10 protein-coding genes and 2 pseudogenes are annotated in these 14117 nt (G+C 69.6%); 10 read left to right on the top strand and 2 right to left on the bottom strand.

What is annotated here, in order from left to right; genetic code table 11:
- Positions 1 to 140 precede the first annotated feature (140 nt).
- From ACX9I7_RS01845 to ACX9I7_RS01810, 8 genes and pseudogenes are all read left to right on the top strand, one after another.
- On the top strand, positions 141 to 827 hold the full coding sequence (locus ACX9I7_RS01845) for a hypothetical protein (protein ID WP_387575872.1): 687 nt from the start codon (positions 141 to 143) through the stop codon (positions 825 to 827).
- Positions 828 to 913: 86 nt separating this feature from the next.
- A complete protein-coding gene (locus tag ACX9I7_RS01840) occupies positions 914 to 1759 on the top strand; it encodes a DegV family protein (RefSeq protein ID WP_459386301.1) in 846 nt (281 codons plus the stop codon).
- Positions 1760 to 1859: 100 nt separating this feature from the next.
- Entirely contained in the window at positions 1860 to 2756 is an 897-nt protein-coding gene (locus ACX9I7_RS01835; RefSeq protein ID WP_459386300.1) for a helix-hairpin-helix domain-containing protein, read from the top strand.
- A pseudogene (locus ACX9I7_RS01830) lies at positions 2753 to 4645 on the top strand (ComEC/Rec2 family competence protein); the annotation flags it as partial. The gene ACX9I7_RS01835 and the pseudogene ACX9I7_RS01830, both read left to right, overlap by 4 nt.
- 119 nt (positions 4646 to 4764) lie before the next feature.
- On the top strand, positions 4765 to 6228 hold the full coding sequence (locus ACX9I7_RS01825) for a site-specific integrase (RefSeq protein WP_459386299.1): 1464 nt from the start codon (positions 4765 to 4767) through the stop codon (positions 6226 to 6228).
- Between the two features lie 164 nt (positions 6229 to 6392).
- On the top strand, positions 6393 to 8165 hold the full coding sequence (locus tag ACX9I7_RS01820; protein ID WP_459386298.1) for a hypothetical protein: 1773 nt from the start codon (positions 6393 to 6395) through the stop codon (positions 8163 to 8165).
- Positions 8162 to 10264, top strand: coding sequence for an integrase (locus ACX9I7_RS01815; protein WP_459386297.1), 2103 nt, complete (start codon positions 8162 to 8164; stop codon positions 10262 to 10264). The genes ACX9I7_RS01820 and ACX9I7_RS01815 overlap by 4 nt, the downstream gene beginning before the upstream one ends.
- Positions 10261 to 10704 (top strand): hypothetical protein, encoded by a 444-nt coding sequence (locus ACX9I7_RS01810; RefSeq protein WP_459386296.1) that lies wholly within the window; start codon positions 10261 to 10263, stop codon positions 10702 to 10704. The genes ACX9I7_RS01815 and ACX9I7_RS01810 overlap by 4 nt, the downstream gene beginning before the upstream one ends.
- Before the next feature lie 9 nt (positions 10705 to 10713).
- Here ACX9I7_RS01810 and ACX9I7_RS01805 read toward each other — a convergent pair whose 3' ends face one another.
- Entirely contained in the window at positions 10714 to 11598 is an 885-nt protein-coding gene (locus tag ACX9I7_RS01805) for a hypothetical protein (protein WP_459386295.1), read from the bottom strand.
- Between the two features lie 623 nt (positions 11599 to 12221).
- On the opposite strand from ACX9I7_RS01805, the pseudogene ACX9I7_RS01800 reads away from it, so the two are divergent.
- A pseudogene (locus ACX9I7_RS01800) lies at positions 12222 to 12800 on the top strand (ComEC/Rec2 family competence protein); the annotation flags it as partial.
- Between the two features lie 146 nt (positions 12801 to 12946).
- On the top strand, positions 12947 to 13759 hold the full coding sequence (locus ACX9I7_RS01795) for an arylamine N-acetyltransferase family protein (protein ID WP_387575876.1): 813 nt from the start codon (positions 12947 to 12949) through the stop codon (positions 13757 to 13759).
- Positions 13760 to 13792: 33 nt separating this feature from the next.
- On the opposite strand, the gene ACX9I7_RS01790 is transcribed toward ACX9I7_RS01795, so the two are convergent.
- The gene (locus ACX9I7_RS01790) at positions 13793 to 14071 is read right to left on the bottom strand and encodes a hypothetical protein (RefSeq protein ID WP_189452244.1); all 279 of its coding nucleotides are present in this window, start codon (positions 14069 to 14071) and stop codon (positions 13793 to 13795) included.
- Between the last annotated feature and the right edge of the window lie 46 nt (positions 14072 to 14117).

Genomic DNA, 14117 nt, shown 5'->3' with positions numbered 1-14117 from the left:
GGCAGGTTGGGGGTTCCGAAGGAACCCGCGGCCTGCCCGTAGCGTTTACGGTGGAGAGGAGGCGGGGGCCGTCCCGCCGACGGGTCCTCTCGGGGGCTCGCCGAGTGTCCCGCTCGTGTCCCGCTTGCTGAGGAGCGCGTATGGTAGCCGCGGCCGTGATCATCGCCTTGATCTGTGCGCTCGTCGTGGCGCTGGCGGTCATCGCCACGGTCAAGACGGTCCGGACCGTCAAGCGCGGCGTCGACCAGGCGGTCACCCAGGCCCGTCGCACGGTCGAGGACACCCGGCTCAAGGCCCGGCAGTTCACCCAGGCCGGCCCGGCGGGCGAGGTCGCCGAGCTGCGCCTCTCGCTGCGGACGTCGATGCGCGCCACCCAGGAAGTGCTGCGGGAGAGCCGGAAGGACGACGCTTCCCTGACCGAGTCCCTCGCCCTCTTCGACCGCCTCAGCGCACACGGCCGCGAGCTCGACGAAGACCTGCGCAAGCTGGAGACCGAGCCCGACCGGGAGCGTGTCGCCGCCTGCCTGCCCGACCTCCGGGAGCGCACCAAGCAGATCACGCACTCCGCCGACTCCCTGCGCTTCGCCGCCCAGGACCGGGCCCGGCAGTTCGCCGGCGACGAACTGTCGCTGCTGAGCGAGCAGATCCGCATGGAGACGGGCGCGCTCCGCCACTGGGAGGCCGACGACGCGGGGGCGGCGGCGAAGGATACGGAGAAGACGGGCGCCGAGACCAAGGCCGAGCGGCCCGCGATAAGCGGCAGGGATGCCTCCCGGCAGTGGGGGTACACATGGGAGAAGGTCAAGCGTCCGGAAAGCCCCGCCTGAGCGAAGCGGCCCTGACCAGCGGAAACGATCAAGCGGTCCGGGGCCCGCACTGCCGTGGCGACGGCCCGGCGGGTAACCTCCGGGGCATGTCCCGCCATGTCGCGATCATCACTGATTCCACGGCCTACCTGCCCGCTCGGGCGATGGAGCGGCACGACATCGTCGCCGTACCGCTGACAGTGGTCCTGGGCGACGAGGCGCTGGAGGAGGGCACCGAGATCTCGGCCCGGTCGGTCGCCCAGGCCCTTCAGAAGCGCCGGCCGGTGACCACCTCGCGCCCCGCCCCCGAAGTCTTCGCGGCCGCCTACCGCGCCGCCGCCGAGGCCGGTGCCGACGGCATCGTCTCCCTCCACCTCTCCTCCGAGTTCTCGGGCACCTACGACGCCGCGGTCCTCGCGGCGAAGGAGGCTCCGGTGCCGGTACGGGTCGTGGACACCGGCATGGTTGCGATGGCCCTCGGCTTCTGCGCCCTCGCCGCCGCCGATACCGCCGAGGCGGGCGGCACGCTCGACGAGGCGGTGGCCGCGGCGGAGAAGCGCGCGCAGGGTACGGCCGCCTTCTTCTACGTCGACACCCTCGACTACCTGCGCCGCGGCGGGCGCATCGGCGCCGCCCAGGCGCTGCTCGGCTCGGCGCTCGCCGTCAAACCGCTGCTCCAGCTGGACGGGGGCCGTATCGAGCTGAGAGAGAAGGTCCGTACGGCGTCGAAGGCGATCGCCAGGCTGGAGGAGATCGTCGTCGAGCGCGCGGGTGCCGCGCCGGTCGACGTCGCGGTGCATCACCTGGCCGCCCCGGAGCGGGCCGAGCTGCTCGCGGAGCGGCTGCGGGAGCGGGTGCCGGGGCTGGCGGAGCTCCATGTGAGCGAGGTCGGCGCGGTCATCGGGGCGCACACGGGGCCGGGGCTGCTGGGCGTGGTGGTCTCGGCGAGGTGAGAGTCCTCTTGTGGGTGACGGATTTTTCCACAACCCGCCGGTAGTCCACAGGAATTGAGGCTTCCGGACAGGATCAGGCGGCGTCACCTAGCGTGACGGCATGACTTCATTCGCGCCTTCTCCGACACGTACCGTCACCGCCCTCGACCTGGGCCTCGGCTCGCTGCGCGACCGCGTGGCGGCCGATCCCGGGACCGGTGCCGACGCCCGCGCCGGCACCGTGCGCCCGCGAGGGCGGCTGCGCCCGCGTGGGGTGATGGCCGCGCTGGGAGACCGGCTGCCGTTGTGGGTGCGGGTGCGGTGCGGCATCGCGCCGAGGACGCTCGCGGCGCTGACGGCCGTGCTGGTCGCGGCGGTCGCCCTGGGCGCGTACCACTTCTGGGCGGGGCGCCCACGGACGGTCCGGGTGCCGGCGCGCGAGGGACCGGTGGCGGCGTCGCCGCCGGAGGCGGTCGTCCCGCCGGCGCCTGGCTCTGGTCCTGGTCCGTCGGCGCCCGGCTCCGGCCCGGTCCCGTCGGCCCGGAGCCTGGTGGTGGACGTGGCGGGCAAGGTGCGGCGCCCCGGGGTCCAGCGCCTGCCGCCGGGTTCACGGGTCGAGGACGCGCTGGAAGCCGCCGGAGGAGCGCGGCCGGGAGTGGACACGGCGGGGCTCAACCGGGCGCGCGTGCTGATGGACGGGGAGCTGATCGTGGTGGGCGCCGGCCCCACCCCTGGAGGCCCGGCGCAGGGAGGTCCGGTACTGGGTGGTCCGGGGCCGGTAGGCCCGGCATCGACCTCGGGCGGCGGCGCCGGGCCTGCCGGAGCCGGGCCGGTCAGCCTCAACTCCGCGACGCTCGAACAGCTCGACGCCCTCCCGGGCGTGGGTCCGGTCCTCGCCCAGCACATCCTCGACTACCGCACCCAGCACGGGGGTTTCCGCTCGGTCTCCGACCTCCGCCATGTCAACGGCATCGGCGCCCGCCGCTTCACCGACCTCAAGCCGCTGGTCCAGCCATGACACGGGTCGCTGACACCGATACGGGCGCTCTTTCGGCGGGAGGGGATGGGGAGGCCGCCCCGGCCGACCTGCGGCTGGTCGGGCCCGCGCTCGCGGCGTGGGCCGCCGCCGCGGTCGCCCTGACGGCGGAGGGCCGCGCGGTGGCCGTCGCCTGCGGGACGGCGGTGCTCGTGACCTGCGCGCTGCTGCTGGTGGCGGCTGCGCGCCGGGGCACCGGGGGCGGTGCCGAGGGCGGTGGCGGGGGAGCGGGCGGGGCCGGGATCGCCGGCGCGGTGGCGGCTGTGGTGCTGTGTGCCGCCGCAGGGGCGGCGGTTGGTGGGTTGGCGGGGGTCGACAGCCGGCGCGGGCCGGTGCCGGAGCTGGCGCGGCGGCATGCCGAGGCGACCGTCGAGGTGACGTTGACCGGGGACCCGAGGCCGACTCGGCCACGGGTGCGGGGCTCGGTCCGGGTCGCGCCCGCCGTCGTGGTGGAGGCCGAGGCGACCCGGGTGACCACCGCACGCGGGGTGACGACAGCGGTCCGCACGCCGGTGCTGCTGATGGCCCATCAGTCGTGGCTCGGGCTGCTGCCCTCCACCGAACTCAGGGTGGAAGGCCGGCTGATGCCGCCCTCCCGGTCGGGTGACCGCGTCGCGGCCGTCGTCCGGGTCGGTGACAGCGGCCCGCCGCGGATCGTCGCGGGGCCGTCCGTGGTGCAGCGGGTGGCGGGGCGGCTGCGCGCCGGCCTGCGGGAGGCGGCCGACGGGCTGGCGCCGGATGCCCGGGCGCTGCTGCCCGGCCTGGTCGTCGGGGACACCTCGCGCGTCCCCTCCGACCTCGAAGAGGCCTTCCGGGCCACGGATTTGACGCATCTGCTCGCCGTGTCCGGGGGAAATCTGGCGGTGCTGCTGGCCGTGCTCATCGGGCCGCCGCATCTCGCCTCGCGTGCCGAGCGCCGTGGGCTGGCGGCCCGGCTGGGGATCCCGCTGCGGCTGACGGCGGTGCTGGGCGGTGGGCTGGCGCTCGGTTTCGTGGTGGTGTGCCGTCCCGAGCCGAGCGTGCTGCGGGCGGCCGTGTGCGGGCTGATCACTCTGCTGGCCATCGGGACGGGCCGTCGCCGCGGCCTGCTGCCCGCGCTGGCGGGGGCCGTTCTCCTGCTCGTCCTCTACGACCCGTGGCTGGCCCGGGGCTACGGGCTTCTGCTCTCGGTCCTGGCCACCGGCGCCCTGCTGACCTTCGCCCCGCGCTGGGCGGCGGGCCTGCGGCGGCGCGGGGTGCCGCCCCGGATCGCGGAGGCGCTCGCGGCGGCGGGCGCGGCGCAGGCCGTGTGCGCGCCGGTGATCGTGGTGCTGGCGGCGCGGGTGAGCCTGGTGGCGGTGCCGTGCAATCTGCTCGCCGAGCCGGCGGTCGCGCCCGCCACGATCCTCGGGTTCGCCGCGCTCGCCGCCGCCCCGCTCGTGCCGCCGCTCGCCGAGGGGCTCGCCTGGCTGGCGGGCTGGCCGGCGCGGTGGACGGCGACCGTCGCCCGGACCGGCGCGGGGCTGCCCGGGGCCGAGCTGGACTGGCCGGGCGGCTGGGCCGGCGGGCTGTGGCTGGCGGCGGCGACGGTGGTCCTCCTCCTGGTCGCGGGGCGGGTGCTGCGCGGCCCGTGGGTCTGCGGGGCGTGCGCGCTGGTCCTGCTGCTGGCCGTGGTCCGCCCGGCACCCCTGACGAGGGGCCTCACCGGGTGGCCGCCACCGGACTGGCGGATGGTGGCGTGCGATGTCGGCCAGGGAGACGCGCTCGTGCTCGCCACCGGACGCCCGCACAGCGCGGTGCTCGTCGACGCCGGGCCCGAGCCGAGAGCCGTCGACCGCTGTCTGCGGCGGCTGGGCGTCGACGAGGTGCCGATGCTGCTGTTGAGCCACTTCTTCTTTCCGCTGTTCAGATCTGTCTCATGAGATCTGTGGTTCAGTCTCGATCCGTTGTGATGGTGTGAGACAGGTGAGCTGACGGGAGTTCCTCTCCGGGCCCCTGAGGAGGGGTTGGAGTGGATCTTGCCTTTGTGCAGTCTGGGCTGCTGGAGAGGTTCCTGGACAGTGACGTCATCTCCGCGGCGGAGGTAGAGGCGTTGCTGAAGCGGCGGGGTGTGCTCGACGGGACGCCGGTGTTCCTCGACGAGGAGTCGCAGATGCCGGTGCCTCCTCTGTGTGAGTACGGCAGGTATCTATCGACGGCGTTGTTGGACGAGACGACGCTGAGGGACTATGGGCGGGCGGTTCGACGCCTGGATGACTACCTCGTTGGCCTGGGCAGCGACGTGCTGTCTGCGGTGGAGTCGGATCTCGTTTCGTACCGGGACCAGCGGACCCGGTGGCAGAAGAAGCCGATCGGCTGGTCGGCGTGGGGCAAGGAGTCGTTTGTCCAGGACGACCTCTACGGGTTCCTCGTCGACCGCAAGATCTTGACGCACCGGCCGGCGCGGGTGGCGGCACGGGGACGCAACGCGCTGGCGCCGCAGGTCCGGTCCAGCATGGACATCCGGCATCTGAACTTCGAGCAGTACCGGTACTTCCGGGACGTGGGACTGGGGGGACAGCTGCCCAACGCCACGGTTGACCAGCGCTTTCGCGGGTGGTCACCGCTGCGTGGCCGGGCCGGTTCCGATCTGGCCCTGGGAACGGGGGGACGGTGGCGGGAGTGGTCGACGGTGCTGCTTCCCGAGATGGGGCTGTGGCCCGGGATGCCGGGCGGGGCCGTGGAGTACACGGTTCAGGCATGCGCGAAGTACGGCAAAGCCCGCACCGTCTACGTCCCTGAGGATGCGGTCGCCTCCGCAGATTTGTTCTGTCTCCTGGAGCGTCCGGACATCGTCCGCAGGGCCGCCTGCGGGCTGGAGCGCAAGGCCCGCGACCTGTTCGTCGTCGGTGAGGTCGACGTCGCGGGTGGGTGGGTGCGGGGCGTCCTGGACGGTGTCGTGCGTGAGTTCGAGATGTCGGCCATGGACGCCAAGCTGCGGCGGATCACCGTCCACGAGGGTGAGTCCGGCCTGGAGGCGCTGTCCTTGTTCGTCTGCCGCGGCGGGCTGATGCCGGGGGCGGACGCCTGGAAAGGCTACCGCCACCGGGCATGGACGCGCATGATCGAGCTCGCCGACCGGACCACCCCGCACTTGCCCACGCGGCGCTGGAGATGGCACGACCTGAGACACACGTACGCTCTGCAACTGCTGACCTATCTGGAGAACGCCATGGACGGCGAGGAGCCGGACATGCAGGCTCGCCGCCGCCGGCACCGCTCCTACTTGACCGGGCACATCCGGCACAATCCGCTGCTGATCGTCAGCCGTCGGCTCGGTCACTCCAACCCGGAGACCACCTACCAGTACCTCCAGTACACGGACGACCTGATCAACGAGTTCGAGGCCGCGTTCTCCAGCTGGGTCGGCGACGACGAGGCGACCTACGCCGAGATCGCCTCCCACGCCCTGGCTAGCACGAAGGGCGTTCGCTGATGTCGAAGCCGCGCCGGAAGTATCGGAGCAAGCAGGAACGCGAACGCCTGCTCATGGCCCTGGCGAATCCCGTCCCGCCAGGTGGCATCGGCCCCCGAGTGATCAGCATCCCCAGAGAGCTGTTGGCAGTGGACCCGTCAGGCTTTCGCTGCACACGGCTGGCCATGCAACTGGCGGACGAGTGGGTGGAGTACGTGGCCGCGACCGCCATCACGGCCCACGCGAGGACCTATCAGATGGCGATCAACCGGCTCTGCGAGTACGTCGACAAGAAGCTCGGGCCACAGGCAGAGGCGGTGAGCCTGACGGATCAGGGGTTCTTTGACCTGCTGATCGGCTGGGAACTATCCCTGCCAGAGACCTACGCTCCGAGTTCAACCTATCCCGCGGTGATGGCCGCCGGACTGCGGCTGCTGGTCGTGCGTCGCGACGACCACTCCGATCGTGATGTTGCACCGGACCTGGCCAGGTGGGCTCGCGGGCCCGCACTCCTCGGCAGCGGCGAGAAGACGGAACGGGACGAGTTCACCCGGCCGGAGAAGCGGGCCCTGGTCCGCGCCGCCTGGCAGAGCGTCCACGCCACCCGCAAGCGCCTGGACGAGGGCTGGGCTCTTGCCGAGCAAGGACAGCACCCCGACGCGGGCAGTTGGACCAGCATCGCTGACCTGCTCTGCGGACTGGCCCACGAGCAGATCACCCCCGACGACATCCGCCGACACCTACCTCCGTCCCGAGAGTGGCCATCAGAACTGAAGGAGTTCGCCGCCGCCCCCGGCAGGCCCCTCGTTCCGCAGTCGGCGCGACAGCAACTGGTGAGACAGCTGTTCGCGAGGTTGTATCCGCACACCTTGGACCTGCACGCCTTCCGCGTCCTGCTGATGGACGCGACCGGCTACACCTCGGAAGAGGTCACCGGGTTCGGCGAGAAACAGGTGGAGTTCCTGCCGAAGGGAGTCCGGCTCACCCTCCTCAAGAACAGGGCCGGACTGCTGCGGCACAGGGCCTTTCGAGACCAGCCCGCACCCGCCGACGAGCCGGAGCCGCAGAGTGCGAGTGACGATCAGGTCACCGTGGACTGGCCGCGGCGCGAGGCCAGCGCGGTGGTCCGCCAGCTCCTGGAAACCACCGCCCGGGTCCGCGCCAAGGCGCCCCACGTCACCGACACGCTCTTCGTCACCGCCGCCGTCTCGCCTAGCCTCACCCCCGAGTTCGGCAAATGGGATCCCCAGTCCCGGAAGAGGTTCGGCCACTGGCTGGACGCCATGGGAATCGAGATCAAGGGCGACCGGAACATCGGCCGCCTGCGGAAATCGGTCAAGGTCGAGAAGGCCATCGTGACCGAAGGCCGCATCAGCGACGCAGCGGACGATCACACCGAGGAAGCCTTCGCCGGCCATTACGCACAGGGCACCACCCTTCGGATCCTGTCCGGCCGGACGATCACCACAGCTCAGCAGCACTGGTTCGACAAGGCACTCGACCGCGTCGACGGCCCCACCGTCGTCCCGGACCTCTCCGCAGCCGTCGACCACGACCTGCTCAAGGACACCGGTTTGTCCACCGAGGAGGCCGAGGCCATCATGTCCGGCCAGCTCGACATGGGCGTCTCCCACTGCAAAAACCCCTACCAGGGGCCCTACAGCCGCCCCGGCGAACTCTGCGGCGTCGCACCGCTGCGCTGCTTGGAGTGCCGCAATGCCTGGATCCTGCCTTCCAATCTGCCCCAACTGCTGCTCTTCCAGCGGCACTTGGAAAGACTTCGTACGGTCCTGGCCCCGCCGGTCTTCGCCCGGCTATGGGGGCAGAGCTGGGTGAACCTCCGAGCTGTCCTGAAGGACCGCACGCCCGAGGACACCGCCCTGGCCCTCAAGCACATCGAAGCCGGCCAGGCCGTCCTGGACCTGCCACTGGCCGCGAACACGGAGTTCGACGCATGATCGTCACACTGCCCCAGCAACGACGCCCGTCCTTGTTCCGGGACGACGAGCCCGTCGTCGCCGGCCGCTCGTTACTTCCTGGGGCTCGCGAGCCCGGCGCCTACGTCCCCCGGTTCGGCGACACGGGCTGCTGGGACTTCAACGGGGTTCTCAAGAGGCCCGCCAATACCTCCGCCAGCGGCTGGAAGGTCATGTTCAGCCTGGAGCTGGAGGACCCGTACTGGAATCTGCTGGCTCGCGAGTTCATCATGTTCGCCTTCAACCCGCGGCATCCCCAGGTCCTCAAGAGCGGCGTCGTCCTGGAAAGGGCTGGCGACCCGCGAACCCTGGCCCACATCGCCTCGCGCCTTCGGACAGCAGCGCGTTGGGGCCGTAAGAACGGGCTTCCGGCTCACCCCGACGCATGGACGGTGGAGGACCTGCGGCAACGCATCACCGATCTGGCTGACGCCTGCACCGCCACGGGAACGGTCCGAGGCCACGTGGCTACCCTCAAGAGCCTGGCGGCGGCCGAGCCGGCCCTCAGCCTGCCCTGGCCCGCCGGAGATCCGTGGCCAGGCCAGAGTGCCCGCAACGTCGCCCGCGACACCCGGGACAGGACGGGAAAGCTCTCCACCCCCAGTGTTCCTCCACAGACCTGGTTCCCGCTGATCAGGGCCGCCTGGGCCTACATCCACGACTTCGCCCCCGACGTCCTGCGCGCTGACCGTCGCATCAGCGAGCTCCTGGCCGTCGCGACCTCCTCCATGCTCGGCTTTGACGCACGACTTGAGGAGTGGCTCGCGGACCCTCAAAACAAGGTCCCTGCCCATCCCGCAGCATCGAAGGACCAGACCCCGCAGGTGAATTGGAACCTTCTGCTACTTCTCATGGGCTTCGACGCGTCCACCCGCTCCAATGCCTTTTCTTCGAACTCTCCAGCAGCGAAGCGACGGCGCGTCCTCATCCTGGACGCGGCGGCCGAAGGACGGATCACAACTCATGCCCTGACCGGGGAGCTCCACCAGGTCACCCGGCCGGACGGCAGCACCGGAGGATGGCACCCCGGTATCGAACGCCGGGCCCTGACCGACCTCAAAACGGCACTGCGAGATGCCGCATTCGTCCTGGTCGTTGGCCTGTCCATGATGCGCGATTCGGAGATTCACGAGATCTTGCGCGAGCCCGTCGTCGAGCACTACAGCACCCCCGCAATCGCCTCCACCAAGATCAAGGGCACCACCCAGCGCCCCGGCAAGCACTGGTGGATTGCCGAACCCGTCGTTGAGGCCCTCACGGTCGCCGAAGCGATCTCCCTGCACCCCGAACGCATCTTCTCCCCAGTCACCGCCAGCAAGCAGGACGGCGCCATCCTCGGAGTCAGGATGCTGGCCGCGTTCGTGGCCTTCACGAATGCCAACCGAGCCACGACCGGGCTCGACGAGATCCCCACCGCCTACATCCGGCCCCACATGTTCCGCCGCACGATGGCCATGCTCACCGACCAGTTCCCCGGCTCCGAGATCGCCACCGGCATCCAGCTCAAGCACATCGCCGCACGGGCCCTCGCCAACGCCACCACCCAGAGTTACGCAGCCTCTGACACCGAGTGGGCCAAATACCTCGAAGGTGCTCTGGACAACGTCAAGTTCCGCAAGATCAAAGATCTCTACCACCGCCATACCGAAGGCGAGGAGATCGGATTCGGGCCCGGCGCCGAACGCGTCAAGGACGCCTTCGACCAGATCGCCGCGACTGTCAAGGCCCGCAACGGCGACGCTCGAACCGCTGAGACCCTCCTGCGAACGACCAGGATCCACATCAGGTTCGGCATGCTCAACAACTGCACCGCTGACCACACCAACCCCGTCGGTGCCGCCTGCCTGGAGAACGCGATCGTCCCCGAAGGACACGTCGGCCCGCTCGACGAACGCTGCCGGCCTGACCGATGTGCCAACAGCATGATCGGCCCCGAGCACCTACCGATCTACGACTCTTACCAGCGCAAACAGCTCCAGCTCATCAACAACCCCACCGTCCCTGCCTGCCGCCGAGACCTCGCCGAACGCGAACTCGACATCACCCGCAACGTGCTCAAGATGGCAGGTGGGCCCCAGTGACCGGACCCGCCGACGGCGACCTCGAAGACCAGGTCAGCCCCAAGACCGCCGCCGTGCTGCGGGCCGCGATGACCCGCCTCTTCGAAGGGCGTCCGCAACGAACCGACGGCCGCCTCACGAAGGAGAACCTCTACAAAGAAGCCCAGGTCAGCCGCGCGACCATGAACCGCGCACACGCGATCACGGCCGAGTGGGACGCGCACATCGCCGCCCACGGCAAGGCCACCCCTGGCGAAGCCAAACGCGACGCGACCATCGCCGACCTCAAAAGGCGCCTGACGAAGAAGACCCAGGAATGCACCCTCCTGGAGAACAAACTCAAAGCCGCCCACACCGCGATCGCCGCCCTCTACCACGACAACAAAGCCCTACGGCAGCAGCTCAACAAGAACGTCTCAACCACCGTCACGCCCATCCGCCCCCGTCAACGCCGCTTTTGACGCCCATTCTCAGGGTTCATACTCCTGATGGGAGAGCTCTTCCAGGTCTACTGATTGGGCATCATCCCAGACTCGTTCCATGGAGATAAAGAATTTCCGGAGGAGTGGGGACGGGGCATCAGGGTCGAAATGATACTCAAATATAGGGCACTCGCCTGCATCAAGCAGAGGCATGTAGGGTATTGCGCGAAGCCATGCGTCGGTCTTCACGATGTTCATGCTGGGTACGCCAGCATAGACCTTCGCTTGAACGTTTTCGGCCGTGTCGAATTCTGCCGCACGTTCACGATGGCGCGCGCATGTCACGAGGGTGTCATGGACCTCGCCTTGCTGCCTGGCGCTCGGACACAGCCTTTTCCTGAGCTCAGGTTGTTGCATTACATGGCCGTCAGGCGCTGAGACTACAACTCGCAGTCGACATCCATTAGATACTGCGTCTCGCACCGCCCACTGATACTGGTTTACCATGAACCCGTAGCCCGTATGCGCCATGAAGAATATGTCGGATGCGGAACGAACGCGGCCTGCGATGGTTCGGCTATTCTGCTCGGTTGCGTCCAGGTAAATCGTTACATCCTGCGCATAGTTGTGCGTCTCCGGATCCCCGGAACCGCTGAAGGCCCCTTCAGTTATCTGGATGGCCTCTTCTGTTGCCGGTCGGAACAGTTCCTCGGCCTTCCAGTCTGGGAGCATTTTCTCTAGAACCCGACAGTGGTGAGGGTAGGGCAATTCCTTAAGATCGCCACTTAGCCAGCGGTAAAATTGTGCCCTACTTGGGTGCCGCCCGGAGAGTTTTTCGTCTACCTCTCTGGCGGCCCTATCGTATTCGCTGCAGAAGGTTCCATATTCTTGCCAATGCCTCTGCTTGAGAAGGCATTTGAGTTGCGTTTGCATAATCTGTCCACACGTCTCGATGCCTCTACTTCTAACGTTACCTGCGACGAGACCTAGATGCGACAGACGGAGACATAGAAGTTGCAGACGAGGCTTAGACGGAGGCACGACGATAACTGTCTCCCTGCCACGCTGAGCTGACGGAATCCCGTCAACCTGGGAGGTTGGAATGAGTAGGCATGAAGCGCGGAAGCCCAACAGCTCGAAGCGGGCCCGAAATCCTCTCGGCACTCAGAGTCGTACCAGGCGTCTGACCCACCGCTATGGCCGCCTGCTGTGGGTGTACTTTCTCCGCGGCGCAGCCGGCGCCGCTGGAGGTGCGGCGTTCTACTGGATGTGGTGGCATATCAACACAATGTGATCGATTGGCTTTGGGCTATGCCAGGCTGCGGATCAGCCTGGCATAGCGCTGTTGTTCTGGCTGCCGGCGCGGAACTGCAGAGCCTGATCTCAGGACGCCCCGGGCCTGATCTGTCCACTCGGCCCGGCTTCTGCTGGGGCGCCGGTACTGTCGACCAGGCAGTCTCAGCCCAACCGCATCCTTGAGCCGAAACTCGCCAGGGCTCACTGCAAGCGTTGAAAGCATGAGCGAATGTCTCATGAGACACGCTGAGCGCGAAGAACATTCCCACGCCGATCACGTCGACGGCCTGCCGGGGGTGCTGCGCGGCCGCGCGGTGGGGGCGATCGAGACGACCCCGTACGCGCTGCCGGAGGGCCAGGCGGCGTTCGTCCGGCGGGAGGCCCGCCGGGCGGGTGTGCCGGTCGTGGAGGCGGCGCCGGGGGAGCGGCGGAGCGTGGGCGGGCTGTCGTGGGAGGTGCTGTGGCCGCCGCCCGCCGGGACGTCCGCCGTGGCGGAGGAGGGGCCCAACGACGCCAGCGTCGTCCTCCTCGTCCGCACGGGTGGGCTCACCCTCCTGCTGCTCGGGGACCTCGAACCACCCGCCCAGGAGGAGCTGTGGGAGACGCACCCCGGCCTCCCACAGGTGGACGTCCTCAAGGTCGCCCACCACGGTTCCGCCTACCAGGACACCCGGCTGACACGTGGGCTCCACCCCCGGCTGGCGGTGATCTCCGTGGGCGCCGGCAACCCCTACGGCCATCCGGCGGCCCGGACGATCGGCGCGCTGCGGGAGCAGGGGGCGGCGGTCCTGCGCACCGACACCGACGGACCGGTGGCCGTCACGGGCGGGACGGACGGGGCCGGCGGCCCGGTGGCCGTCACGGTGAGAAGGACGCGAAGGTCGAGAGGGACGAGAAGGAGACGAGGCCACCCGGCGGAAAGGCCGAGACGATCTAGGTCCGTGGACCGATGCGGTGCTCTCCCCGCGTGGGGGATAACGGAGTCATGCACGCAGCGGATATCGACGCCTATCTCCGTCACATCGACGCCACCCGCCCGGCCGCCCCCACCCTGGAGGCGCTGCGGGACCTGCAGTTCCGCCATCTGGTGGCGGTGCCCTTCGAGAACCTCTCGATCCACCTCGGTGAGGAGATCGTGCTGGAGGGCGGGGCCTTGGTGGACAAGGTCGTGCGCAGGCGGAGGGGAGGCTACTGCTACGAGCTCAACGGCGCGTTCGCGGAGTTGCTGACGGCGCTCGGCTATCGGGTGACGCTGCTGGCGGCGCGGGTGATGGGGCCGGACGGGACGTTCGGGATCCCCTTCGACCACTTGGCCCTGCTGGTCGGGGCCGAAGGCGGGCAGGGGGAGGAGTGGCTGGTGGACGTCGGCTTCGGCCGGAACAGTCACCATCCGCTGAGCTTCACCGAGCGCGGCGACCAGCTGGACGCCGGAGGGGTGTTCCGGATCGCCGAGACGGAGGAGGGGGACCTGGACGTCAGCAAGGACGGTGCGGTGCAGTACCGCCTGGAGCGGCGCCCCCGGGCGCTGGCCGACTTCGAGGCCGGCAATTGGTGGCACCGGACCTCGCCGCTCTCGCCGTTCGGGCAGTCGGTGCTCTGCTCCCGGCTCACCGAGGACGGCGGCCGGGTCACCATCAGCGGCCGCACGCTCGTGACGACGACGCTCGTGACGACGGACGCCGGCGGGCGCGTGGAGCGGACGCTGGCGGAAGGGGAGGTGGCGGCCGCCTACCGGGAGCACTTCGGCCTGGAGCTGGCGCGGGTCCCCGGGGTGCGCGGCGCGGGCCAGGGGAGCTGACCCGCCCCGGCCGTGGCCCACGAGGGTCCGGGTCTACTCGACCTCGGTCCAGCCGTCGTACTCCTCGGCGAGTTCGCGCAGCGCGGCGCGGTCGAGCTCGCCGTCGGGGTCGTCGATGACGACCAGCCACTGGGCGTCCTCGGCGTCGTCCTCGCCGGCGAGCGCCTCGCGGACCACCTGGGGGTCGTCGTCGAGAATGAACCGCCGGCCCGCTTCCTCGGCCGCCTCCTCGGCGGCGTCGCGGTCGGGCAGCACCAGCAGGTGCCGTACGGGGTCGGAAGACTGGGAAGAGAAGGGAGAAGCGCTGGTCACCCGCTTATTGTGCGGTATGCCTCCGGCGGCTTTCGGCGGGGTCTGT

It is taken from the genome of Streptomyces sp. L500, assembly GCF_054551825.1.
This window is presented reverse-complemented; position numbering and strand designations above follow the sequence as displayed.